The organism is Pseudomonas graminis (genome assembly GCF_001705435.1).
Taxonomy (GTDB): Bacteria; Pseudomonadota; Gammaproteobacteria; order Pseudomonadales; family Pseudomonadaceae; genus Aquipseudomonas; species Aquipseudomonas graminis_B.
This window is the reverse complement of record NZ_MDEN01000046.1, coordinates 41,185-65,469: the sequence shown is the minus strand read 5'-3', so window position 1 is coordinate 65,469 and position 24,285 is coordinate 41,185. Positions and strand designations below refer to the sequence as shown.

Genomic DNA, 24,285 nt, shown 5'->3' with positions numbered 1-24,285 from the left:
GCTCCGTGGGCCCGCCGCCATCCGCCATCCATGGCGGGGGGCGGCTCTCGCGGCATCCATGCCGCTCGGCCCACTCCGCGAAACCTCCGTTCAGCCTGCACCCAAGTCGCGATTGGTGTCGTCTGGAACTCTTGTGTTCGAAGATCAAGATCAACAGCTTCCCGGCTGAAGCCGGTCCTACTGACACCGCGCGCAGTCAGTGGGACCGGCTTTAGCCGGGAAGGGGCCAGTGGGTTCACCATCAATTTCGCGGTCTACACACCGACGCCTTTCCGGCTAAAGCCGGTCCTACAGTCGGTGTCGCCCGCACTTCTGATCGTTCCCACGCTCCGCGTGGTAACGCAGCCCCGGACGCTCCGCGTCCTACAGACGAAGCGGATTCAGGCCTGGCGAGGTGACGCGGAGCGTCACAGGATGCATTCCCACGCGGAGCGGGGGAACGATCGACACCGCGCAGGTCGTAGGGCCGGCTTCAGCCGGGAAGCTGTTGATTTGCTCCTTATTTGCTTTTGATCTTCATACGCAAGAGGCTCAAACACCGCCAATCGCGACTTGGGTGCAGGCTGAACGCAGACGACGCGGAGTGGGTCGAGCCGCATGGATGCGGCGAGAGCGCCGTCAGGACATGGATGTCCGTTCGGCGCGGGCCCACGGAGCGTCGTTGGAGTGAGGGAACCCGACGAAGGAGGGCCAAACCAGGAGCAGGCACTTTTGGTTACTTTTAGTGCTTTTTAAAAGTAACTCGCCGAAGGCGAAACAGTCTGCCCCTAGGCAGACGCTATTGATCTCAAACCTTCAGGCGCCGCCGAGAATCGGGAAATATCGATTTGTTACCGCACATCCGCCCCGGTAACCTCCCGCCCCGCCGTGGGGCCTTTCCACCCGAAAACAAAGCATTTCATCGCCCCGAATCAACCCGCTCCCACGCTGGACTTGCCGGATCATAAGGCTTTGCCAATAATGGGCGCGTTATTTGCTTCGTTGATAGGTTTGCCAACTCTGGCACTTGCATAAAGCTTTTTGGATGTCAATTAGCCTGAATACGATTTCATGCGCTTCTGTAACTAGTTGTCGCATTGAAGAAATATCGACTTTCAGCCTGCCGCTAAAATGCCGACCACTCGCCGAAGGCTAGTCGGGTCCAGAGACCCGCCGGCACCTCGCGTCGCAATTTCTGATTCCTCCTGTTCATTGAGCGCCTCGCTCACTGCCATTTGTCGCGTTATACCGATGGAGTTCCAAGAAATGAAAAAGCTCATGCTGCTGGGTGCGCTGGCACTGACCGTATTGGCACAGCCCGTATTCGCCGATGAAAAGCCCATGAAGATCGGCATCGAAGCGGCATACCCTCCGTTTGCCTCCAAGGCACCGGACGGCAGCATCGTCGGCTTCGACTACGACATCGGCAACGCCCTGTGCGAAGAGATGAAGGTCAAGTGCGTATGGGTCGAGCAGGAATTCGACGGCCTGATCCCCGCGCTGAAAGTGCGCAAGATCGACGCCATCCTGTCCTCGATGTCCATCACCGAAGACCGCAAGAAGTCCGTCGACTTCACCAACAAGTACTACAACACCCCGGCCCGCCTGGTCATGAAGCAGGGCACCGTCGTCAGCGATGGCATGACCGAACTCAAGGGCAAGAACATCGGCGTGCAGCGTGGCTCGATCCACGAGCGTTTCGCCCGCGAAGTCCTGGCCCCGCTGGGTGCTGAAATCAAGCCGTACAGCTCGCAGAACGAAGTCTATCTGGACATCGGCGCCGGTCGTCTTGACGGCACCGTGGCCGACGCCACCCTCCTGCAGGACGGCTTCCTGAACACCGAATCCGGCAAAGGCTACGCGTTCGTTGGCCCGGCCTTCACCGACGTCAACTACTTCGGCGACGGCGTCGGCATTGCCGTGCGCAAAGGCGACAAGGCTGATCTGGACAAGCTCAACGCAGCCATCGCGGCCATTCGTGCCAACGGCAAATACAAAGCCATTCAAGACAAGTACTTCGACTTCGACATCTACGGCAAGTAACGTGGTTTGAAGCCGTCAATGGCGCAAGCAGCCGGTCACCGTACCGACTGATTGCGCCATTTTTCTATCCCGCGCTTGAGGGCCAAACAACATGTTGAAAGGTTACGGAGCCGTCATCCTCGACGGTGCATGGCTGACCTTGCAGCTCGCTCTGTGCTCCATGGCGCTGGCGATCGTGCTCGGCCTGATTGGCGTGGCATTGCGGCTGTCGCCGGTGCGCTGGCTGGCATGGCTGGGCGATCTGTATTCCACCGTGATCCGCGGCATTCCCGATCTGGTGCTGATTCTGCTGATTTTCTACGGCGGTCAGGACCTGCTCAACCGCATCGCGCCGCTGCTCGGTCACGACGACTACATCGACCTGAACCCGCTGGTGGCCGGCATCGGCACGCTGGGTTTCATTTTTGGCGCGTACCTGTCGGAGACCTTCCGCGGCGCGTTCATGGCCATCCCGAAAGGGCAGGCCGAAGCGGGCATGGCCTACGGCATGAGCAGTGGCCGGGTGTTCTTCCGCATTCTGGTGCCGCAGATGATTCGGCTGGCGATCCCCGGGTTCACCAATAACTGGCTGGTACTGACCAAGGCCACCGCGCTGATTTCCGTGGTCGGTCTGCAGGACATGATGTTCAAGGCCAAGCAGGCGGCCGATGCCACCCGCGAACCCTTCACTTTCTTCCTCGCAGTCGCGGCCATGTACCTGGTGATCACCAGTGTCTCGCTGCTGGTACTGCGCTACATCGAAAAACGTTACTCGGCCGGCGTAAGGGTGGCAGACCTATGATTTTCGACTACAACGTCGTCTGGGAAAGCCTGCCGCTGTACGTCGGCGGCCTGCTGATCACCCTCAAACTGCTCGCGCTGTCACTGTTCTTCGGCCTGCTCGCCGCACTGCCGCTTGGCCTGATGCGCGTGTCGAAAATCGCCTGGGTCAATCTGCTGGCCTGGAGCTACACCTACGTCATTCGCGGCACGCCGATGCTGGTGCAGTTGTTCCTCATCTACTACGGGCTGGCGCAGTTCGAAGCGGTGCGTGAAAGCATTCTGTGGCCGTGGCTGTCGAGCGCTACCTTCTGCGCGTGCCTGGCCTTCGCCATCAACACCAGCGCCTACACCGCTGAAATCATCGCCGGCAGCCTGAAGTCCACGCCGCCGGGCGAGATCGAGGCGGCGCGGGCGATGGGCATGTCCAAAGCCAAGATGTACCGCCGCATTCTGCTGCCGTCGGCCCTGCGCCGGGCGCTGCCGCAGTACAGCAACGAAGTGATCATGATGCTGCAGACCACCAGTCTGGCGTCCATCGTCACGTTGATGGACATCACCGGTGCGGCGCGCGCGGTCAACGCCCAGTTCTACCTGCCGTTCGAGGCCTACATCACCGCAGGCGTTTTCTACCTGTGCCTGACGTTCATTCTGGTGAAACTGTTCAAGCTGGCCGAGCGCCGCTGGCTCAGTTACCTCGCCCCGAGGAAGCACTGATATGCAGCGCATCGATCACGATTTGCCGTGGGGCAACCTCGGCACCCAGCGCACCTTGAGTGTGTTCCGATTCGGGCAGGGCGAGCGCAAGGCCTACATTCAGGCCAGCCTGCACGCCGATGAGTTGCCGGGCATGCGCACCGCCTGGGAGTTGAAGAAACGCCTGACACAGCTGGAAGAGCAGGGCCTGCTCAAAGGCGTCATCGAGCTGGTGCCGGTCGCCAACCCGATCGGTCTGGGCCAGTTGCTGCAGGGCAACCATCAGGGCCGTTTCGAGTACGGCAGCGGCAAGAACTTCAACCGCGATTTCACCGAACTCAGCGAGCCAGTTGCCTTGGCGCTGGCGGGCAAGCTCGGCGACGACCCCCACGCCAACATCAAGCTGATTCGTCAGGCCATGGCCGACGTGCTCGAGCAATTGCCGCCTGCCGGCAGCGAGCTGGCCGGCATGCAGCGCGTTTTGCTCAGTCATGCCTGCAGCGCCGACGTGGTGCTGGACCTGCATTGCGACACCGACGCCTCGCTGCACATGTACGCCTTGCCCCAGCACTGGCCCCAATGGCGTTCGCTGTCGGCGCATCTGGGGGTGACCGTTGCGCTGCTGGCCGAAGATTCCGGCGGCAGCTCGTTCGACGAAGCCTGTTCGCTGCCGTGGCTGCGTTTGTCCAAGCACTTCCCGGACGCGCAGATTCCGCTGGCCTGCCTGGCCACCACCCTGGAGCTGGGCGGTCAGCTCAACACCGGCAAGGCCGAAGCCGAGGCCTACGCCGAAGGCATTCTGGCGTTTCTGGCCGAGCAGGGCCTGATCGGCGGCGAGTGGCCGCAACCGGTCCATGAGGCTTGCGAGGGCATGCCCTTCGAAGGCACCGAAATGATTTATGCGCCCCATCCCGGCGTGCTGACGTTTTTACGTCCGGCGGGAGCCTGGGTCGAACCCGGCGAACCGCTGTTCGAGGTCATTGACCCGTTGACCGATCGCGCCACCACCGTCTGTGCCGGCACCGCCGGGGTGCTGTTCGCCATTGAAAAACTGCGTTACGCCCAGCCGGGCTTCTGGATGGCCAAAGTGGCCGGCCGCACGCCGATGCGCAGCGGCCGCCTGCTCAGTGACTGATTACTTGTGAGAACCGACATCATGAACAAACTGGAAGTCCAGGACCTGCACAAGTGCTATGGCAGTCACGAAGTGCTCAAAGGCGTTTCGCTGACCGCCAGAGCCGGCGATGTCATCAGCATCATCGGCTCCAGCGGCTCGGGTAAAAGCACCTTTCTGCGCTGCATTAACTTGCTGGAGCAGCCAAAATCCGGCCGCATCCTGCTCAACAACGAAGAGCTCAAGCTCGTCTCCAACAAGGCCGGCGGCTTGAAGGCGGCGGATCCCAAACAGCTGCAGCGCATGCGTTCGCGCCTGTCGATGGTGTTTCAGCACTTCAACCTGTGGTCGCACATGACCGCGATGGAAAACATCATCGAGGCGCCCGTGCACGTCCTGGGCGTGCCGAAGAAAGAAGCGCTGGAAAAGGCCGAACATTACCTGAACAAGGTCGGTGTCTATCACCGCAAGGACGCTTACCCGGGGCACATGTCCGGCGGCGAACAGCAGCGCGTGGCGATTGCCCGGGCGCTGGCCGTGGAACCGGAAGTCATGCTGTTTGACGAACCAACGTCCGCCCTCGACCCCGAGCTGGTCGGCGACGTGCTGAAAGTCATGCAGGCGCTGGCTCAGGAAGGCCGAACCATGGTGGTGGTCACCCACGAAATGGGCTTCGCCCGTGAAGTGTCGAACCAGCTGATCTTCCTGCACAAGGGTCTGGTCGAAGAGTCCGGCAACCCCCGTGAAGTGCTGGTCAATCCGAAATCCGAGCGTCTGCAGCAGTTCCTGTCCGGCAGTTTGAAGTAGCCCGCCCGCCACGTGAGAGCGGTGCGTTTTGCATCAGAACGGTTCATGCTGCGCGTCATCCAGACCGCAGCCATTGACTGCAGGTTACAGAATCCCATCGCATGCCAGGCGTGCGACCCCTTTTAGCGACACGTTTCGGACTGCACGCCATGACTGCCCATCGAATCGGATTTCTCATCTGGCCCGGCACCAAAGCCTTGACCCTGGCGCTGGCGGAGGAAGCCCTGCGTGTTGCTCAGCGCGTTCACCCCGAAGTGGTTTACGAACTGTCGTTTCTGCAGGCCGAGCCGCCCGTTGACGATGCCGGTTGGCAGCTGCCGGGCGAGCCGTGGGTCGGTCGTCTGGAAGGGTTTCAGAAGCTGTTTCTGCTGGCCGACGAGCCGCCGGCGCTGATGTCTTCGGCCCTCGGTGGCGCGCTCAAGCAACTGGTTCGTGCCGGTTGCGTGATCGGTGGATTGTCGGCGGGCGTGTACCCGCTGGCGCAGTTGGGTCTGCTCGACGGTTACCGTGCCGCGGTGCACTGGCGCTGGCAGGATGATTTTGCGGAACGCTTCCCCAAGGTCATCGCCACCAGTCATTTGTTCGATTGGGATCGCGATCGCCTGACGGCCTGCGGCGGGATGTCCGTATTGGATCTGTTGCTCGCGGTGCTGGCCCGTGATCATGGCGCCGAGCTGGCCGGCGCGGTGTCGGAAGAACTGGTGGTGGAGCGCATCCGTGAAGGCGGCGAGCGGCAGCGGATTCCATTGCAAAATCGTCTCGGTTCCAGCCACCCGAAGCTGACCCAGGCCGTGCTGTTGATGGAAGCCAACATCGAAGAACCGCTGACCACCGACGAAATCGCCCAGCACGTGTGCGTGTCGCGCCGTCAGTTGGAGCGCATCTTCAAGCAGTACCTCAATCGCGTGCCGAGCCAGTACTACCTCGAACTGCGCCTGAACAAGGCCCGACAGATGCTGATGCAGACCAGCAAATCGATCATTCAGATCGGCCTGTCCTGCGGGTTCTCCTCAGGGCCGCATTTCTCCAGCGCCTACCGCAACTTCTTCGGCGCCACCCCCCGCGAAGACCGCAACCAGCGCCGCAGCAGCAGCCCGTTCGAATTGTCCTCGGTGCCCGCCGAGCGCGGCTGAATATTCGGCCTGGCCTGTTTCGAATCAGCACTGCTCCAGGCGCACGCCACCGGTTAAACTGCGCCTTTGTGACGCAATTTGTCGCATTGCCGAAAACCCCGTAAAAAGCCGGTTTGGCGCTATAAGAAGTTGTCGCTTGGCGGCAAGGCCCGGCCCGAATCAGTCCTTACAATCCTTCCATCGCTCGCCTGTCCCAGGCAGGCGTTCCTCTTCAGGAGACTCCGATGTCCGTTGAGCAAGTACCGGTGCAACGTGCCGATTTCGACCAGGTGATGGTTCCCAACTATGCCCCGGCAGCGTTTATCCCCGTGCGCGGTCAGGGCTCTCGCGTCTGGGATCAGTCGGGGCGTGAACTGATTGATTTCTCCGGCGGCATCGCGGTCAACGTGCTGGGCCACGCGCACCCTGCGCTGGTCGGCGCGCTGACCGAACAGGCCAACAAGCTGTGGCACGTTTCCAACGTCTTCACCAACGAACCGGCGCTGCGCTTCGCCAAAAAGCTGGTCGACGCCACTTTCGCCGACCGCGTCTTCTTCTGTAACTCCGGCGCTGAAGCCAACGAAGCTGCGTTCAAGCTGGCCCGCCGCGTTTCCCACGATCTGTATGGCCCGGACAAGTACGAAATCGTCGCAGCCCTGAACAGCTTCCACGGTCGCACCCTGTTCACCGTGAGCGTCGGCGGTCAGCCGAAATACTCCGACGGCTTCGGCCCGAAAATCACTGGCATTACCCACGTCCCGTTCAATGACCTCGACGCGCTGAAAGCCGCCGTCTCGGACAAGACCTGCGCGGTGGTGCTGGAGCCGATCCAGGGCGAGGGCGGCGTGCTGCCTGCCGAACTCGACTACCTGCAAGGCGCGCGCAAGTTGTGTGACGACCACAACGCGCTGCTGGTCTTCGACGAAGTCCAGAGCGGCATGGGCCGCAGCGGTCACCTGTTTGCCTACATGCATTACGGCGTGACGCCGGACATCCTCTCCAGCGCGAAAAGCATTGGCGGCGGCTTTCCGATGGCGGCCATGCTGACCACCGAAAAACTCGCCAAGCACCTGGCCGTTGGCGTCCACGGCACCACCTACGGCGGCAACCCGCTGGCGTGCGCGGTGGGCGAGGCGGTCATCGACGTGATCAACACCCCGCAAGTGCTGGCCGGGGTGAAGGCCAAGCATGAACGGTTCAAGGCCCGTCTGGAGAAGATCGGTCAGCAGTACGGCGTGTTCAGCCAGGTGCGCGGCATGGGTCTGTTGATCGGCTGCGTGTTGACCGAGGCCTGGAAGGGCAAGGCCAAGGACTTCTTCAACGCCGCCGAGCAAGAAGGCGTGATGGTGCTTCAGGCCGGTCCGGATGTGGTGCGTTTCGCGCCGAGTCTGGTGGTCGAAGACGCCGACATCGACGAAGGCTTGAACCGTTTTGAACGGGCGGTGGCCAAGCTGGCCGGGGCGTAACGCCCTTCGCTGATGGACGCATAACCTCTGTAGGAGTGAGCTTGCTCGCGATAACGGTGTGTCAGCGAAACACTTGGATCAGACACGACGCATTCGCGAGCAAGCTCGCTCCCACTAGGTTGAGCACCGCTTCACCTTTTGTTTTTTCCTGTGCCGGTCAACCGGCCCGATTTTTTCTCAAGGAGTGACACCATGCTGGTGATGCGCCCCGCGCAAATGGCGGATCTGAGCGAGGTTCAACGACTCGCGGCAGACAGCCCGATTGGTGTCACATCCCTGCCGGATGACGCTGGACGTCTGGGTGACAAGATTGCCGCGTCCGAAGCCTCGTTCTCGGCGGAAGTCAGCTTCAATGGCGAAGAGACCTACTTCTTTGTCCTCGAAGACACAGAAGCAGGTCGTCTGGTGGGTTGTTCCGGGATCGTCGCCTCGGCGGGCTATTCCGAGCCGTTCTACAGCTTTCGCAACGAAACTTTCGTCCACGCCTCCCGCGAACTGAAGATCCACAACAAGATTCACGTGCTTTCGCAGTGCCACGACCTCACAGGCAACAGCCTGCTGACCAGCTTCTACGTGCTGCCTGAACTGGTTGGCACGCTGTGGTCCGAGCTCAACTCCCGCGGCCGTTTGCTGTTCGTCGCCAGCCACCCGGAGCGCTTCGCCGATTCAGTGGTCACCGAGATCGTTGGTTACAGCGACGACCACGGCGACTCCCCGTTCTGGGACGCCATCGGGCGCAACTTCTTCGACATCAACTACGCCGAAGCCGAGCGCCTGTGCGGGCTGAAAAGCCGGACCTTCCTCGCCGAGCTGATGCCCCATTACCCGATCTACGTGCCGCTGCTGCCCGATGAAGCGCAAGAAGCCATGGGCCAGGTCCATCCGCGCGCGCAGATCACCTTCGACATCCTGATGCGCGAAGGCTTCGAGACCGACCACTACATCGACATCTTCGACGGCGGGCCGACTCTGCACGCGCGGGTGTCCGGCATTCGCTCCATCGCCCAGAGCCGCGTCGTGCCGGTCAAGGTCGACACGGTCAGCACCGGTGATGCGGTCAAGGGTGGCCGACCTTATCTGGTTTCCAATGGCCAGCTGCAGGATTACCGCGCGGTGATGCTGGAACTGGACTGGGTGCCCGGCAAACCGGTGGCCCTGAGCCTGGCCGCGGCCGAAGCGCTGGGCGTCGGCGAAGGCGCCAGTGTGCGTATCGTCGCGGTCTGACAACCGGGTCATGTTGGGTTGAGATGAGTTGACGGCGACCGGTGCTGCAGTGGCAGGCCGACGCCGTAAAGCAGGTTAGCGAGTTCGCCGGGGGTTGCAGAACCCACGGCTTGAGGAGAAAGCATGATCGTTCGTCCCGTACGCAGCAGTGACCTTCCGGCGCTGATCGAGCTGGCGCGTAGCACCGGCGCAGGCCTGACCACCTTGCCGGCCAATGAAGAGCGTCTGGCGCACCGGGTCGGCTGGGCCGAGAAAACCTTCCGTGGCGAGGCCGGGCGGGGCGACGCCGACTACCTGTTTGTGCTCGAAGACGACGACGAGAAAGTCGTGGGCATTTCTGCGGTCGCCGGCGCTGTGGGACTGCGCGAGCCCTGGTACAACTATCGGGTGGGCCTGACGGTCAGCGCTTCTCAAGAGCTGAACATCTACCGCGAGATCCCGACGCTGTTTCTGGCCAACGACCTCACCGGCAACTCCGAGCTGTGCTCGCTGTTCCTCCACGCGGACTACCGCAATGGCCTCAATGGCCGGTTGCTGTCCAAGGCGCGGATGTTGTTCATCGCTGAATTCCCGGAGCTGTTCGGCACCAAGACCATCGCGGAAATGCGCGGCATCTCCGACGAGCAGGGACACTCGCCGTTCTGGGAAAGCCTGGGCCGGCACTTCTTCAAAATGGAATTCAGTCAGGCCGACTACCTCACCGGTGTCGGTAACCGCGCTTTTATTGCCGAGCTGATGCCGAAGTTTCCGCTGTACAGCTGCTTCCTCTCGGAGGCCGCGCGCGAGGTCATCGGCCGCGTACACGTCAGCACCGAACCGGCGCTGGCCATGCTCAAGGCCGAAGGCTTCAGCTATCAGGGTTACGTCGACATCTTCGACGCAGGACCCGCTATCGAGTGTGAGACCAGCAAGATCCGCGCAGTCCGTGACAGCCAGGCCCTGGTGCTGGCGGTCGGGACGCCGGGTGACGATGCGACGCCATTCCTTATTCATAACCGCAAGCGCGAAGACTGCCGCGTGACCGCTGCGCCGGCGCGTTTCGCCGCCGGCACCCTGGTGGTGGACCCGCAGACGGCCAAGCGCTTGCGCCTCAGCGCCGGTGATCAGGTTCGCGCCGTGCCGCTGTCGCCTGCCCGGGAGAGTATTTGATGAACACCTTGTATATCGGCGGTGCCTGGCAGGACGGCCAGGGCGACGCATTCAATTCCCTGAACCCGGTGACCCAGCAGGTGATCTGGTCCGGCAAAAGCGCAACGGCTGAACAGGTCGACGCGGCGGTCAAATCGGCTCGTCAGGGGTTTCCGGCCTGGGCGACGCGTAGCCTGGACGAGCGCATTGCCGTGCTCGAAGCCTTCGCTGCTGCGCTGAAGAGCCGCGCTGATGAAATCGCCCGTTGCATCGGTGAGGAAACCGGCAAACCGCTGTGGGAATCGGCGACTGAAGTGACCAGCATGGCTAACAAAGTCGCGATCTCGATTCAGAGCTACCGCGAGCGGACGGGCGAGAAGAGCGGCCCCCTGGGCGACGCCACCGCTGTGCTGCGCCATAAGCCCCACGGCGTGGTGGCGGTGTTCGGGCCTTACAACTTCCCGGGGCACTTGCCTAACGGGCACATCGTCCCGGCGTTGCTGGCGGGCAACACCGTGGTGTTCAAGCCCAGCGAGCTGACCCCCAAAGTCGCTGAACTGACCGTGCAATGTTGGATCGAAGCCGGTCTGCCTGCGGGCGTGCTCAATCTGCTGCAAGGTGCCCGTGACACCGGCATCGCGCTGGCCGGCCATTCAGGCATCGACGGGTTGTTCTTCACCGGTTCGAGCCGCACTGGCAATTCGCTGCATCAACAGTTCGCCGGCCGTCCGGACAAGATTCTTGCCCTGGAGATGGGTGGCAACAACCCGCTGGTGGTCGATCAGGTCGCCGATGTCGATGCCGCGGTCTACACCGTGATTCAGTCGGCGTTTATTTCCGCCGGCCAGCGCTGCACCTGCGCTCGCCGTCTGCTGGTGCCCCAAGGAGCGTGGGGCGATGCATTCCTGGCGCGGCTGGTTGAGGTGACATCGACCCTTCAGGTCGGCGCGTTCGATCAACAACCTGCGCCGTTCATGGGTTCGGTGATTTCCCTTGCCGCTGCCCGTGCGCTGCTTGATGCCCAGGAAGTGATGCTGGCCAACGGCGCGGTTGCCCTGCTCGAAATGACCCAGCCTGGCGCGCAGTCGGCGCTGCTGACCCCGGGCATCATCGACGTCAGTGACGTGGCTGATCGCGAGGATGAGGAATTGTTCGGGCCGCTGTTGCAGGTCATTCGCTACGCTGATTTCGACGCCGCGATCGAAGAGGCCAACGCCACGCAGTACGGGCTGGCGGCGGGGCTGTTGTCGGACTCCCAGGCGCGCTATCAACAGTTCTGGCTGCAGAGCCGCGCGGGTATCGTGAACTGGAACAAGCAGCTGACCGGCGCGGCCAGTACCGCACCGTTCGGCGGTGTCGGCGCCTCCGGTAACCATCGCGCCAGCGCCTATTACGCGGCGGATTATTGCGCGTACCCGGTGGCCTCGCTGGAGACGGAGACCCTGGCACTGCCTGCCACCCTGACGCCCGGCATCACCCTGAATTGAGCGCGCTCCTTGATAGCGCAGCGCACGTCGAAGAACGTGCACATAAAAACAGATCCACGGAGCCTCACCGATGAAATCCTGTGAAGTCAACTTTGACGGTCTAGTGGGCCCGACCCACAACTACGGTGGGCTGTCCTACGGCAACGTTGCGTCCCAGAACAACTGCCAGCAATCCTCCAACCCGCGCGAGGCCGCTTTGCAGGGGCTGGCCAAAATGAAAGCGCTGATGGAGATGGGGTTCACCCAGGGCGTACTGGCCCCCCAGGAACGCCCCGACGTGGCCGGTCTGCGCAAGCTGGGCTTCAGCGGCAGCGACGCACAGGTGATCGAGCGCGCCGCCAAAGAGTCGATGCCGCTGCTGGCCGCCAGTTGCTCCGCGTCGAGCATGTGGGTCGCCAATGCCGCCACGGTCAGCCCGAGCGCCGACACCGCCGACGGCCGCGTGCATTTCACCGCCGCCAACCTCAACTGCAAATACCACCGCAGCATCGAGCACCCGACCACCAGCCGTGTCCTCGGCGCGATGTTCGCTGATCAGCAGCATTTCGCCCACCACGCGGCGCTGCCTGCCGTCGCCCAGTTCGGCGACGAAGGTGCGGCCAATCACACGCGCTTTTGTCGCAGCTACGGAGAGCCCGGCGTCGAATTTTTCGTCTTCGGCCGCGCCGCGTTCGACAGCCGTTTCCCTGCACCGCAGAAATACCCGGCTCGTCAGACCCTCGAAGCGTCCCAGGCCGTTGCGCGTCTGCATGGCCTGAGCGCCGAGGGCGTGGTCTTCGCCCAGCAGAACCCGGCGGTGATTGATCAGGGCGTGTTCCACAACGACGTGATCTCGGTCGGTAACGGTGAAGTCCTGTTCTATCACGAGGACGCCTTCCTCAATACCGAGCCCATGCTCGCCGAACTGCACAACAAGCTCGGTCAACGCGGCGGTCGCTTCCAGGCCATCTGCGTGCCGCGCAGTGAAGTGGCCGTGGAAGACGCGGTGCGTTCGTACCTGTTCAACAGCCAGTTGCTGTCCCGCGCCGACGGTTCGATGCTGCTGATCGTGCCGGAAGAGTGCCGCAGCAACGAGCGCGTGTGGCATTACTTGCAGCGCCTGCTGGCGGACGACAGCCCGATCCGCGAGGTCAAGGTGTTCGACCTCAAGCAGAGCATGCAGAACGGCGGCGGCCCGGCGTGCCTGCGTCTTCGCGTGGCGCTGAATGAAACCGAACTGGCGGCGGTCAATCCAGGCGTTATCATGACCGCGCCGCTGTACGACACGCTGACGCAGTGGGTCGACAAGCACTATCGCGACCGCATGAGCGACAGTGATCTGGCCGATCCGCAATTGCTGACCGAATGCCGTACGGCGCTGGACGAACTGACGCAGCACCTGAAACTGGGCGCGGTCTATCCTTTCCAGATCAACTGATGCACCCCATCCGTTACGCCTGCGCCCAAACGGTGTCAGGCGACGATGTTTTTGCTTTTAAAGAGAGAGTTTTGCCATGACCGACGCGCTGCGTTTGATCCTTGAAGACACCGACGGCACTCAGCTGGAAACGTCCTGCACCCGTCTTGCCGTTATCTGGCAGGGCAAAGAGGTCTGGATTCAACAGGATGGCCGTGGCCAGTTGCTGATCGGCGTGGACGTCGAAGAAGGCGATGCCGAATACGCCAACCTGCTGCTGCGTCCATTGGCGACCAACCTGGTCAGCCTGCAGCTGGAAATGGAACCGGCTGACATGAGCGGCGACGACGAAGAAGGCCACGTGCACGGTCCCGACTGCACCCACGACTAAGCCTGCGCAGGAAGCTCCCCATGCTCGCCCTCGGCAAACTGCTTGAACTGACCCTCGCGGGTCGCGAACCCGCGGAAAAGACTCAGCTGACCGTCGACGGCGTTCGCATGCGCTGGCTCGCTGAAGGGGCACTGGAAGTCCGGCCTCCCGAAGCGCGGGACAATGGCACCGACCTGCTGTTGTCCGCCGGCATCCACGGCAATGAAACCGCGCCGATCGAACTGCTCGACGCGCTGATTCACGCCATCGCCCGGGGCGAACTCAAGCCCCGCGCGCGTATTCTGTTCCTGTTCGGCAACCCCGAAGCGATGCGTCGCGGCGAGCGCTACGTCGAGCAGGACGTCAATCGGTTGTTCAGCGGCCGTCACGAGCACAGCGGCGGCAGCGAAGCCCTGCGCGCCTGCGAACTCGAGCGTCTGGCCGCCAGCTTCTTCAACATTCCGGACCGCTACCGCCTGCACTACGACCTGCACACGGCGATTCGCGGTTCGAAGATCGAGCAGTTCGCGCTGTACCCGTGGAAGGAAGGTCGCGCCCATTCCCGCCGCGAACTCGCCCGGCTGCGGACGGCCGGCATGGAAGCGGTGCTGCTGCAGAACAAGTCATCGATCGTTTTCAGCGCCTACACCTACGACAAGCTCGACGCCGAAGCCTTCACCCTGGAGCTGGGCAAGGCGCGCCCGTTCGGGCAGAACCAGCAGGTCAATCTCGACAAACTGAAAACCTGCCTCGAACACCTGATCGCCGGCACCGAAGCCGATGAGCCTGCGGATCTGAACGGCTTGCAGCTGTTCAGCGTGGCCCGGGAGATCATCAAGCACAGCGACGCCTTCCAGCTGCACTTGCCGGCGGACATCGAGAACTTCTCGGAGCTGGAAAAAGGCTACGTGCTGGCCGAAGACCTGGCCGATTCACGCTGGGTGATAGAAGAGGAGGGCGCCCGGATCATCTTCCCCAACCCGAACGTCAAAAACGGGCTGCGCGCGGGGATTCTGATCGTGCCGGCGACGGAAGAGGCGTTGGTCTGACACGACCTGTTCAAACCGCCCTCGCTCAATGGTTGCAGGAGCGCGCTTGCTTGTGACGGCTTTGGTTGGGTCAGGCAGGGCATCAGTAATTTTCCCGCTGATGGGGACCTGTGGGAGCCGAGCTTGCTCGCGAAGGGGCCGGTACATTCGCTAAATATCTAGCGGCTGGAATGCCGTCTTCGTGAGCAAGCTCACTCCCACAGGGGCAGTTACACCCGCTCGATGTGCAGCGGATGAACTGCCGTCGGTTTGATCAACCCGCCGCTTTCTGCACCTCACCCACCCGACGCACCGCACGCAATTTAGTCAGCGTGTCCGCGCAGGTCTTGGCCGCTTCCTGGCCCTTGTGCACGAAGTGATCGAAAAAGAACTTCTGGTGCTCTTCACCGGCGTGGAAGTGGTGCGGGGTCAGCACGACCGAGAACACCGGCACTTCGGTTTCCAGCTGAACCTGCATCAGCGCACTGATCACCGATTGCGCGACGAACTCATGGCGATAGATGCCGCCGTCGACCACCAGACCAGCCGCCACGACGCCGCCATAGCGACCTGACTTGGCCAGCAACTTGGCGTGAAGCGGGATTTCAAACGCGCCGCCGACCTCGAAGAAATCGATGTCGGTCTCGGCGTAACCGTGTTGCGCCATCTCGGCGACAAAGCCCTTGCGCGCCTGATCGACGATTTCCTTGTGCCAGCAGGCTTGAATGAAGGCGATGCGCTCGTGAGCGTGAATGGCGGTAGGTTGCATGTGTTCTGACTCCTGTTTAATGAAAAAAACAGGGCGTTTTGGATCGAATGGGATGCCAGGGTTCGTGCGAAACCGTCCTCGACGCCAAGCGCCTGAACCCGTCTCGAAACGATCCTGCTGTGCCAGTCCCGTTCTCTCTTCATCCGGACTATGACCGTCGGCCCCGGGATCACACCGGGTCTGCTGACCTTGCATCGCGCATAAGCTCGCTGCAAGCGCTCGCGGGCTAGACGCATTGCGCGCCATTACCGCCGGTGGGGAATTGCACCCCGCCCTGAGAACGTTGCCAACGGTTTTTTCCGTCGGCGTGCAGTTTGTAACATAGATTCCCGCGATCCGCTTGGAGCCTTTTTGATGGTTTTCATCAGCTTTTCTTATAAGGCGTCTTGGCATTCCTGCCTCAAGCCTTGATTATCGATGCCCCGGGCCTCAGAACTGAGGCTCGACCCTTACCAGTGGGAGCTTCATCGTGGCGGTTATCGATCTGCGCAGTGACACCGTGACCCAACCCTCTGCCGGCATGCGCGACGCCATGGCCAGCGCGCCCCTTGGCGATGACGTGTATGGCGAAGACCCGACGGTCAATCGCCTGGAGTCGTGGCTGGCGGAACGTCTGGGTTATGCCGCCGCGCTGTTCGTGCCGACCGGCACCATGAGCAACCTGCTCGGCCTGATGGCCCACTGCGAGCGCGGCGACGAATACATCGTCGGACAGCAGGCGCACACCTACAAATACGAAGGCGGCGGGGCGGCGGTGCTCGGCTCGATTCAGCCTCAGCCCCTGGACAACCAGGCGGACGGATCGCTGGACCTGGATCAGGTGGCCGCCGCCATCAAGGCCGACGACTTCCATTTCGCCCGCACCCGCTTGCTGGCCCTGGAAAACACCATGCAGGGCAAGGTCCTGCCAATGGAGTACCTCTCGGCGGCCCGGGCATTCACCCGCGAAAAAGGCCTGAGCCTGCACCTCGACGGCGCGCGCCTGTACAACGCCTCCGTCAAGCTGGGCGTGGACGTGGGGGAAATCACCCGGCATTTCGATTCGGTGTCGGTGTGCCTGTCCAAAGGGCTCGGCGCGCCGGTCGGATCGGTGCTGTGCGGCTCAAGCGAGTTCATCGCCAAGGCGCGGCGCCTGCGCAAGATGGTCGGCGGCGGCATGCGTCAGGCCGGGATGCTGGCAGCGGCGGGTTTATACGCGCTGGAGCATCAGGTCGAGCGGCTGGCCGACGATCACGCCAATGCCACCGCCCTCGGCAAGGCCCTCGCGGACCTCGGTTTTGACGTCGAGCCGGTGCAGACCAACATGGTCTACGTGCACATCGGCGATCGTGCCCCGTCGCTCAAGGCCCTGTGTGCCGAGCGCGGTATCGTGCTCAGTGCTGCGCCGCGGTTGCGCATGGTCACCCATCTGGATGTGACGTCTGCGCATCTGGACAAGGTGGTGGCGGCCTTTGCCGAATTTGGCGTTCGCTGATCGTGTGATCAGCCCGATTGCCGGTTTCTATCGAATAACACGCTGTACCGAGCGTACAACGCCTATATAATGCGGCCCTTTGCCGTCGCTGCGTCGAATGACGCTATGCATGTGCCAGGCCGCAGTTTCCGTGGAAGAACCTATGAAAAGCGCAGAAATCCGTGAAGCCTTCCTTCGCTTCTTCGAAGAGCAAGGCCACACCCGAGTCGCCTCCAGCTCCCTGATCCCGGGCAACGACCCGACCCTGCTGTTTACCAACGCAGGCATGAACCAGTTCAAGGATTGCTTCCTCGGCCAGGAAAAACGGGCCTACACCCGCGCCGTGAGCAGCCAGAAGTGCGTGCGTGCCGGTGGCAAGCACAACGACCTGGAAAACGTCGGCTACACCGCGCGTCACCACACCTTTTTCGAAATGCTGGGCAACTTCAGCTTCGGCGACTATTTCAAGCGCGACGCAATCACCTACGCCTGGACCTTCCTCACCGGCGTGCTGAACCTGCCCAAGGAAAAACTCTGGGTCACCGTTTACGCCTCGGACGACGAAGCCTACGACATCTGGACCCAAGAGATCGGCGTGCCGGCCGAGCGCATGGTTCGCATCGGTGACAATAAGGGCGCGCCATACGCCTCCGACAACTTCTGGACCATGGGCGACACCGGCCCGTGCGGTCCTTGCACCGAGATCTTCTACGACCACGGCGCCGACATCTGGGGTGGCCCGCCGGGTTCGCCGGAAGAAGACGGCGACCGCTACATCGAGATCTGGAACAACGTATTCATGCAGTTCAACCGCACGGCCGACGGCGTTCTGCACCCGCTGCCAGCGCCATCGGTGGACACCGGCATGGGCCTCGAGCGCGTCAGCGCCGTGCTGCAACACGTCAATTCCAACTATGAAATCGACCTGTTCCAGAGCCTGTTGGCCGCCGCTGCCAAAGCCATCGGCTGCAGCAATGACAATCAGGCGTCCCTGAAAGTCGTCGCCGACCATATTCGTTCATGCGGCTTCCTGATTGCCGACGGAGTGCTGCCGTCCAACGAAGGCCGTGGCTACGTGCTGCGCCGCATCATTCGTCGCGCCTGCCGTCACGGCAACAAGCTGGGCGCCAAGGGCAGCTTCTTCTATCAGATCGTGGCTGCACTGGTCGCCGAAATGGGCGAAGCCTTCCCCGAACTGAAAAACCAGCAGGCGCACATCGAGCGCGTGCTGAAGGCTGAAGAAGAGCAGTTCGCCAAGACCCTGGAGCAAGGCTTGAAGATCCTCGAGCAGGATCTCGCCGAGCTCAAGGGCACCATCGTCCCTGGCGACGTGGTGTTCAAGCTCTACGACACCTACGGTTTCCCGATGGACCTCACCGGCGACATCGCTCGCGAACGCAACCTGACCCTCGACGAGGCGGGTTTCGAGCGTGAGATGGATGCCCAGCGTGAACGAGCGCGCTCCGCCAGTTCCTTCGGCATGGACTACAACAGCCTGGTGAAGGTCGATGTGGCCACGCAGTTCACCGGCTATAAAGCCACTGCAGGCGAGGCCAAGGTCGTCGCGCTGTACAAAGACGGCCTCGCGGTCGAGCAATTGAGCGAAGGCGAGGACGGCGTGGTCATCCTCGACCAGACGCCTTTCTACGCAGAGTCCGGCGGCCAGATCGGTGACAGCGGTTACCTGACTGCCGGCGGCGAAGTGCGCTTCGACGTGAGCGACACCACCAAGACCGGCGGCGCGTTCCTGCACCACGGTGTTCAAGTGTCGGGCAGCCTGAAAGTAGGCACCACCGTCAGCACCGACGTCGCCGCCGAAGTTCGTCAGGCCACATCGCTGAACCACTCCGCCACGCACTTGCTCCACGCCGCGTTGCGTCAGGTCCTGGGCGATCACGTCCAGCAGAAAGGCTCGCTGGTCGACAGTCAGCGCCTGCGTTTCGACTTCAGCCACTTCGAAGCCATCAAGCCCGAGCAGCTCAAGGCGCTTGAAGACATCGTCAACGCCGAAGTGCGCAAGAACACGGCCGTCGAGACTGAAGAGACCGACATCGAGACCGCCAAGCAGAAGGGCGCCATGGCGCTGTTCGGCGAGAAGTACGGCGACAGCGTCCGCGTGCTGAGCATGGGCGGCGGTTTCTCGGTGGAGCTGTGCGGCGGCATTCACGCCAACCGCACCGGCGACATCGCGCTGTTCAAGATCATCAGCGAAAGCGGTGTGGCCGCCGGCGTGCGCCGTATCGAAGCGGTGACCGGCGCTGTGGCGCTGGAATACCTGAACGCTGCTGAAGAACAACTGAAGGAAGCCGCGAACCTGGTCAAAGGCAATCGCGACAACGTTCTGGACAAGCTGTCGGCGGTGCTGGAACGCAACCGTCTGCTGGAAAAGCAGCTGGAACAACTGCAGGCCAAGGCGGCCAGTGCTGCGGGCGACGACCTGTCGGGCTCGGCAGTGGACGTCAACGGCGTCAAGGTCCTCGCTGCCCGTCTCGACGGTCAGGATGGCAAGGCGCTGCTGGCCCTGGTTGATCAACTGAAGAACAAGCTCGGCCGCGCAGTGATCCTGCTCGGCGGGGTGCATGAAGACAAGGTCGTGCTGGTGGCAGGCGTCACCAAAGACCTGACTGGCCAACTCAAAGCCGGTGATTTGATGAAGCAAGCGGCTGCCGCGGTAGGCGGTAAAGGCGGCGGTCGTCCTGACATGGCGCAAGGCGGTGGTGTTGATGCTGCCGGACTCGAAGCAGCGCTGGCACTGGCTGTTCCGTTCGCCGAACAAGGTATTTAAGTCGACCCACCCGGGGCCCGTCGTTCGGGCTCCGGCGCTTCGCGGTTTGAATGATAACGGGCGCCCTTCATGGGCTGAGGCGGCTTTGAGATGGCTTTAATCGTACAAAAGTTTGGCGGCACCTCGGTGGGCTCGGTCGAGCGCATCGAACAGGTGGCCGACAAGGTCAAGAAATTCCGCGATGCGGGCGATGATCTGGTGGTCGTGCTGTCGGCCATGAGCGGCGAAACCAATCGCCTGATCGAACTCGCCCGGCAGATCAGCGATCAGCCGGTGCCACGCGAGCTGGACGTCATCGTTTCCACCGGCGAGCAGGTCACCATCGCTCTGCTGGCCATGGCGCTGATCAAGCGTGGCGTGCCGGCTGTTTCGTACACCGGTAATCAGGTCCGCATCCTGACCGACAGCGCCCATAACAAGGCGCGTATCCTCCAGATCGACGATCAGAAAATTCGCGCTGACCTGAAGGCCGGTCGTGTGGTGGTGGTCGCCGGTTTCCAGGGCGTCGACGAAGACGGCAACATCACGACCCTGGGTCGTGGCGGTTCCGACACCACCGGCGTGGCGCTCGCTGCAGCGTTGAAAGCCGATGAGTGCCAGATCTACACCGACGTCGATGGCGTTTATACGACGGATCCGCGTGTTGTCTCGCAGGCCCAGCGTCTGGACAAGATCACCTTCGAAGAAATGCTGGAGATGGCGAGCTTGGGCTCCAAGGTCCTGCAGATCCGCGCGGTCGAATTCGCCGGCAAGTACAACGTCCCGCTGCGCGTACTGCACAGCTTCAAGGAGGGTCCAGGCACCCTCATTACCATTGATGAAGAGGAATCCATGGAACAGCCGATCATTTCGGGCATCGCCTTCAACCGCGACGAAGCCAAGCTGACCATCCGTGGCGTGCCAGACACCCCGGGCGTTGCGTTCAAGATTCTCGGCCCGATCAGCGGCGCGAACATCGAAGTCGACATGATCGTGCAGAACGTCTCGCACGATAACACCACCGATTTCACCTTCACCGTACACCGCAATGATTACCAGGCGGCGCTGCAGGTTCTGCAGAACACGGCCAACGAAATCGGCGCCCGTGAAGTCATTGGCGACACCAAAATCGCCAAGGTTTCCATCGTCGGTGTCGGCATGCGTTCCCACGCCGGTGTGGCCAGTCGCATGTTTGAAGCGCTGGCCAAGGAGAGCATCAACATCCAGATGATCTCGACGTCCGAAATCAAGGTCTCGGTAGTGATCGAAGAGAAGTACCTGGAGCTGGCCGTGCGCGCGCTGCACACTGCCTTCGAACTCGACGCACCACGTCAGGGCGAGTAAGCCTTGGGCAGGGGGCGCGGTTTAGGTCGCGCCTTCCGATACTGAATGTGGGCAATAAACTGTTCTTTTTCCGGCGCTGGTCGATACTGAGACATAGACCTGCGGCCGCTTCCGGCTCGGGCCCCTGCCGTTTGTCTATGCAGACTGTTGTCCCTTGAATGCAAGCGGTAAGGAGATAGGTATGCTGATTCTGACTCGGCGGTGCGCGGAAAGTCTGATCATTGGTGATGGTGAAATCACCGTGACCGTGCTCGGCGTTAAAGGCAATCAAGTACGCCTTGGGGTCAACGCGCCCAAGGAAGTGGCTGTTCATCGCGAAGAGATTTACCTGCGTATAAAGAAAGAGAAGGACGAAGAACCAAGCCATTAATTTTTATTGAATTTTTGGTTTGCAAACGGGGAAAAGGGTGGTTATTATACGCCCCGTGTTGCGGAGAGCTGGCCGAGTGGCCGAAGGCGCTCCCCTGCTAAGGGAGTACACCTCAAAAGGGTGTCGGGGGTTCGAATCCCCCGTTCTCCGCCATTATTTGCGTAGTACGTTGTAATCTGGCTTGATCGGTAAGTTGTTGAATTTACTAGAAAAAGTGCTTGACCAAGAGATTTGACGGCCTATAATGCGCGGCAACAAATGCACTCGTAGCTCAGCTGGATAGAGTACTCGGCTACGAACCGAGCGGTCACAGGTTCGAATCCTGTCGAGTGCACCATTTAAGCGTTGTTTGTAGTGATACGAACAGCAGTCTTAAGTTAGAAAGAGCCTGGCTTCAACAGGTCTTCGGAAGAACCACTCACTTCCAGAAGTAAAATGCGATACCCAGAGGTGAACTGGTTTAAAAAGCGCCATATGCACTCGTAGCTCAGCTGGATAGAGTACTCGGCTACGAACCGAGCGGTCACAGGTTCGAATCCTGTCGAGTGCACCATAAAACGGAAAGCCCGCATGCAAATGCGGGCTTTTTGCTTTCTAGCGTTTGCCTTTTACGCAGCCGTGTTCATCGAATGACACCTGTCGGCTGCGCCCCTTCTTCTCTTCATACACATACCGGACTTCAGCGTTACGGCTGACGATCTTGTCCGGTCGCCCCAGCAAACTTTCCACGTCACGTTTGCTCATCCCTGTTGGCGTCTGCTGATTGATGATCGCCTTTCGGCGCTGCTCCGCACTCAGGACATTTCCGCAACCGTCATCTCGCTGGCCCACAACCACCACTTCGTTGCTTTTGCGCTTTTGCAGGGTGTCCGCGATTGCAGGCGGAGGAGTGGGAGTGAAGGTCATGCCCGATGCTGGATTGATACCTTGTGGGGTCATGGCTTGACCGCTGGGGCAGCTCAGTGTGGTGAATGTCACGCTGCCGCTTTGATCCTCGCAGCGATTAACGATGGTGGCGCCTGCGCCGAGTGGCAAAAACAGCACCAGGGTGATGAGGAGCTCTCCAGTGTTGCGCGGCATCGCAATGTCTTCCCTGACCCAAGTGCGGAAAGGGTAGCGGTGAAGATTTCCCACGGCGAGCGAGTTTTGTTCACCGGATGTGACGAGGGGGTAGGAGTGACTTCGTCAGCGTTAACGTTGTGTTGCAACCGATTGTTTCACGTTGAATTTTTAGCCTCCCGCCACGGCAAGCGGTGTATGATTGCGCCCGTCAGCCCCGCCGGGGCTTGTGGACTACCTCCATGGACTTACCCAGTAGCAACTCAACACTAAGTTTCACCAATCAAGAATCGACTGATTGATCTTCTGGCGGGTTCCACTGCTGGGAGTGGAGTTCGCCTATGACCCAAATCGAAGTAAAAAAGACGCAGGAAAGCCTTCAGGATCGTCTCGCCCAAGTCATCGACTTGCTGCAACGTCAGCGCATCGTCGAAGACCTGACACACCGTCAGGAAGGCCAGCACCAGGATCGTGTCGAGAACCTCGTTCACCGGCAGAACCTCGTCGAGCTGCAGCGTAAGCTCGACGACCTGCACTCTGCCGACGTTGCCTACATCCTTGAAGCACTTCCCCTCGAAGACCGTCTGACGGTCTGGCAGCTGGTGAAGGCCGAGCGTGACGGCGACATCCTTCTTGAAGTGTCGGACTCCGTTCGGGAGACCCTGATCGCCGACATGGACGATCACGAGCTGCTTGCGGCCGCCAAGGAAATGGACGCCGACGAGTTGGCAGACCTTGCACCAGAGCTGCCGCGTGATGTTGTCCATGAGCTGATGGAGGCGCTGGACAGCCAGCAGCGTGAGCGCGTGCGCTCGGCCCTGTCCTACGACGAGGAGCAGGTAGGCGCCCTGATGGACTTCGAGATGGTGACCATCCGCGAGGATGTCAGCCTGGAAGTCGTTCTGCGTTATCTGCGCCGCCTCAAAGAGCTGCCCGGTCACACTGACAAACTGTTCGTGGTCGACTCCGATGGCGTCCTCAAGGGCGTGCTGCCCATCAAGCGTTTGCTGGTTAACGACCCGGAGAAGCAGGTGTCGGAGGTCATGGCCAGTGATCCCGTGAGCTTCCATCCTGACGGCGATGCGTATGAAGCCGCCCAGGCGTTCGAACGTTACGACTTGATTTCTTCCCCGGTGGTCGACAAGAACGGCAAGCTGATCGGCCGTCTGACCATCGATGAAATGGTCGATCTCATCCGTGAGGAGAGCGAGACCGAAGTGCTCAACATGGCGGGTCTGCGCGAAGAAGAAGACATCTTCGCCTCGGTCTGGCGTTCACTGCGCAACCGCTGGTCCTGGCTGGCGGTCAACCTGATTACCGCCTTTCTTGCGTCGCGGGTAATCGGCCTGTTCGAAGGCTCCATCGAGAAGCTGGTGGCGCTGGCGGCGTTGATGCCGATCGTGGCGGGGATTGGCGGCAACTCGGGCAATCAGACCATCACGATGATTGTCCGGGCCATGGCCCTCGATCAGGTGAACACCGGCAACACCTCACGGCTGATGCGCAAGGAGCTGGCCGTCGCGCTCATCAACGGTCTTGTGTGGGGTGGCGTGATCGGGATCGTCGCTTACTTGCTGTACCACAGCTGGTCTCTCGGCGTGGTGATGACCGTCGCCATGACATTGAATCTGCTGTTGGCAGCATTGATGGGCGTGCTGATTCCCATGACCCTTTCTCGGCTGGGTCGCGATCCGGCGATGGGCGCCAGTGTGATGATCACGGCCATGACCGACAGCGGCGGGTTCTTTATCTTTCTGGGGTTGGCCACCGTGTTTTTGCTCTGACCCCCACGCTTCACCCAAAACCGCCTTCAGGGCGGTTTTTTAATGTGCGCGATGCCGCTTAATGGGTTGGAAGCTATGAATTCATCAAGTTTCAGGCACAAAAAAGCCAGCAGTGTGCTGGCTTTAAAGTCTC

General features: G+C 61.3%; 20 protein-coding genes, 3 tRNA genes, 1 pseudogene and 1 riboswitch. Of the genes and pseudogenes, 22 read left to right on the top strand and 2 right to left on the bottom strand.

The window, feature by feature from the left end; genetic code table 11:
- From BBI10_RS27675 to astE, 14 genes and pseudogenes are all read left to right on the top strand, one after another.
- Positions 1-215 (top strand): annotated as a pseudogene (locus BBI10_RS27675) (hypothetical protein); the annotation flags it as partial.
- Positions 216-1,245: 1,030 nt separating this feature from the next.
- The gene (locus BBI10_RS01255) at positions 1,246-2,022 is read left to right on the top strand and encodes an ABC transporter substrate-binding protein (RefSeq protein WP_065986206.1); all 777 of its coding nucleotides are present in this window, start codon (positions 1,246-1,248) and stop codon (positions 2,020-2,022) included.
- 91 nt (positions 2,023-2,113) lie between these two features.
- Complete coding sequence (locus BBI10_RS01250; RefSeq protein ID WP_065986205.1) at positions 2,114-2,803, top strand: ABC transporter permease; 690 nt, start codon at positions 2,114-2,116, stop codon at positions 2,801-2,803.
- The gene (locus tag BBI10_RS01245) at positions 2,800-3,498 is read left to right on the top strand and encodes an ABC transporter permease (RefSeq protein ID WP_065986204.1); all 699 of its coding nucleotides are present in this window, start codon (positions 2,800-2,802) and stop codon (positions 3,496-3,498) included. Before BBI10_RS01250 ends, BBI10_RS01245 begins: the two co-directional genes overlap by 4 nt.
- Position 3,499: 1 nt before the next feature.
- Positions 3,500-4,612: a succinylglutamate desuccinylase/aspartoacylase family protein gene (locus BBI10_RS01240; protein WP_065986203.1), complete on the top strand. Its 1,113-nt coding sequence runs from the start codon at positions 3,500-3,502 to the stop codon at positions 4,610-4,612.
- Positions 4,613-4,633: 21 nt separating this feature from the next.
- A complete protein-coding gene (locus BBI10_RS01235; protein ID WP_065986202.1) occupies positions 4,634-5,398 on the top strand; it encodes an ABC transporter ATP-binding protein in 765 nt (254 codons plus the stop codon).
- Positions 5,399-5,547: 149 nt separating this feature from the next.
- Complete coding sequence (argR, locus tag BBI10_RS01230) at positions 5,548-6,531, top strand: transcriptional regulator ArgR (protein ID WP_065986201.1); 984 nt, start codon at positions 5,548-5,550, stop codon at positions 6,529-6,531.
- Positions 6,532-6,755: 224 nt separating this feature from the next.
- Positions 6,756-7,976 carry an aspartate aminotransferase family protein gene (locus BBI10_RS01225; RefSeq protein ID WP_065986200.1) on the top strand — a complete coding sequence of 407 codons (1,221 nt, stop codon included), beginning with the start codon at positions 6,756-6,758 and terminating at the stop codon, positions 7,974-7,976.
- 192 nt (positions 7,977-8,168) lie between these two features.
- Positions 8,169-9,200 (top strand): arginine/ornithine succinyltransferase subunit alpha, encoded by a 1,032-nt coding sequence (aruF, locus tag BBI10_RS01220; RefSeq protein WP_065986199.1) that lies wholly within the window; start codon positions 8,169-8,171, stop codon positions 9,198-9,200.
- A 123-nt stretch (positions 9,201-9,323) separates the two neighbouring features.
- The gene (gene astA / locus BBI10_RS01215; RefSeq protein WP_065986198.1) at positions 9,324-10,349 is read left to right on the top strand and encodes an arginine N-succinyltransferase; all 1,026 of its coding nucleotides are present in this window, start codon (positions 9,324-9,326) and stop codon (positions 10,347-10,349) included.
- A complete protein-coding gene (gene astD, locus BBI10_RS01210) occupies positions 10,346-11,815 on the top strand; it encodes a succinylglutamate-semialdehyde dehydrogenase (RefSeq protein WP_167355759.1) in 1,470 nt (489 codons plus the stop codon). Before astA ends, astD begins: the two co-directional genes overlap by 4 nt.
- A gap of 70 nt (positions 11,816-11,885) precedes the next feature.
- On the top strand, positions 11,886-13,232 hold the full coding sequence (astB, locus tag BBI10_RS01205; protein WP_065986196.1) for an N-succinylarginine dihydrolase: 1,347 nt from the start codon (positions 11,886-11,888) through the stop codon (positions 13,230-13,232).
- A 76-nt stretch (positions 13,233-13,308) separates the two neighbouring features.
- A complete protein-coding gene (locus BBI10_RS01200) occupies positions 13,309-13,602 on the top strand; it encodes a topoisomerase II (RefSeq protein ID WP_065986195.1) in 294 nt (97 codons plus the stop codon).
- A 20-nt stretch (positions 13,603-13,622) separates the two neighbouring features.
- Positions 13,623-14,630 carry a succinylglutamate desuccinylase gene (astE, locus tag BBI10_RS01195; protein ID WP_065986194.1) on the top strand — a complete coding sequence of 336 codons (1,008 nt, stop codon included), beginning with the start codon at positions 13,623-13,625 and terminating at the stop codon, positions 14,628-14,630.
- Between the two features lie 253 nt (positions 14,631-14,883).
- On the opposite strand, the gene BBI10_RS01190 is transcribed toward astE, so the two are convergent.
- Positions 14,884-15,378, bottom strand: a complete 495-nt coding sequence (locus BBI10_RS01190) for a 6,7-dimethyl-8-ribityllumazine synthase (protein WP_065986193.1) — start codon at positions 15,376-15,378, stop codon at positions 14,884-14,886.
- 126 nt (positions 15,379-15,504) lie between these two features.
- Positions 15,505-15,664, bottom strand: a riboswitch (FMN riboswitch).
- 183 nt (positions 15,665-15,847) lie between these two features.
- Between BBI10_RS01190 and ltaE the strand changes: the two genes are divergently transcribed.
- From ltaE to BBI10_RS01155, 7 genes are all read left to right on the top strand, one after another.
- Positions 15,848-16,852 carry a low-specificity L-threonine aldolase gene (gene ltaE / locus BBI10_RS01185; protein ID WP_065986192.1) on the top strand — a complete coding sequence of 335 codons (1,005 nt, stop codon included), beginning with the start codon at positions 15,848-15,850 and terminating at the stop codon, positions 16,850-16,852.
- Positions 16,853-16,994: 142 nt separating this feature from the next.
- Positions 16,995-19,616, top strand: a complete 2,622-nt coding sequence (alaS, locus tag BBI10_RS01180; RefSeq protein WP_065986191.1) for an alanine--tRNA ligase — start codon at positions 16,995-16,997, stop codon at positions 19,614-19,616.
- 90 nt (positions 19,617-19,706) lie between these two features.
- Positions 19,707-20,939 carry an aspartate kinase gene (locus BBI10_RS01175; protein ID WP_065986190.1) on the top strand — a complete coding sequence of 411 codons (1,233 nt, stop codon included), beginning with the start codon at positions 19,707-19,709 and terminating at the stop codon, positions 20,937-20,939.
- Positions 20,940-21,120: 181 nt separating this feature from the next.
- Complete coding sequence (gene csrA, locus BBI10_RS01170) at positions 21,121-21,309, top strand: carbon storage regulator CsrA (protein WP_037013733.1); 189 nt, start codon at positions 21,121-21,123, stop codon at positions 21,307-21,309.
- A 62-nt stretch (positions 21,310-21,371) separates the two neighbouring features.
- Positions 21,372-21,462, top strand: a tRNA-Ser gene (locus tag BBI10_RS01165).
- A gap of 107 nt (positions 21,463-21,569) precedes the next feature.
- Positions 21,570-21,646: transfer RNA gene (locus tag BBI10_RS01160), tRNA-Arg, on the top strand.
- 139 nt (positions 21,647-21,785) lie between these two features.
- Positions 21,786-21,862, top strand: a tRNA-Arg gene (locus tag BBI10_RS01155).
- Positions 21,863-21,903: 41 nt separating this feature from the next.
- Here BBI10_RS01155 and BBI10_RS01150 read toward each other — a convergent pair.
- Positions 21,904-22,389 carry a cell envelope protein SmpA gene (locus BBI10_RS01150; protein WP_065986189.1) on the bottom strand — a complete coding sequence of 162 codons (486 nt, stop codon included), beginning with the start codon at positions 22,387-22,389 and terminating at the stop codon, positions 21,904-21,906.
- A 320-nt stretch (positions 22,390-22,709) separates the two neighbouring features.
- On the opposite strand from BBI10_RS01150, the gene mgtE reads away from it, so the two are divergent.
- Positions 22,710-24,152 carry a magnesium transporter gene (gene mgtE, locus BBI10_RS01145; RefSeq protein ID WP_065986188.1) on the top strand — a complete coding sequence of 481 codons (1,443 nt, stop codon included), beginning with the start codon at positions 22,710-22,712 and terminating at the stop codon, positions 24,150-24,152.
- Positions 24,153-24,285: the final 133 nt, after the last annotated feature.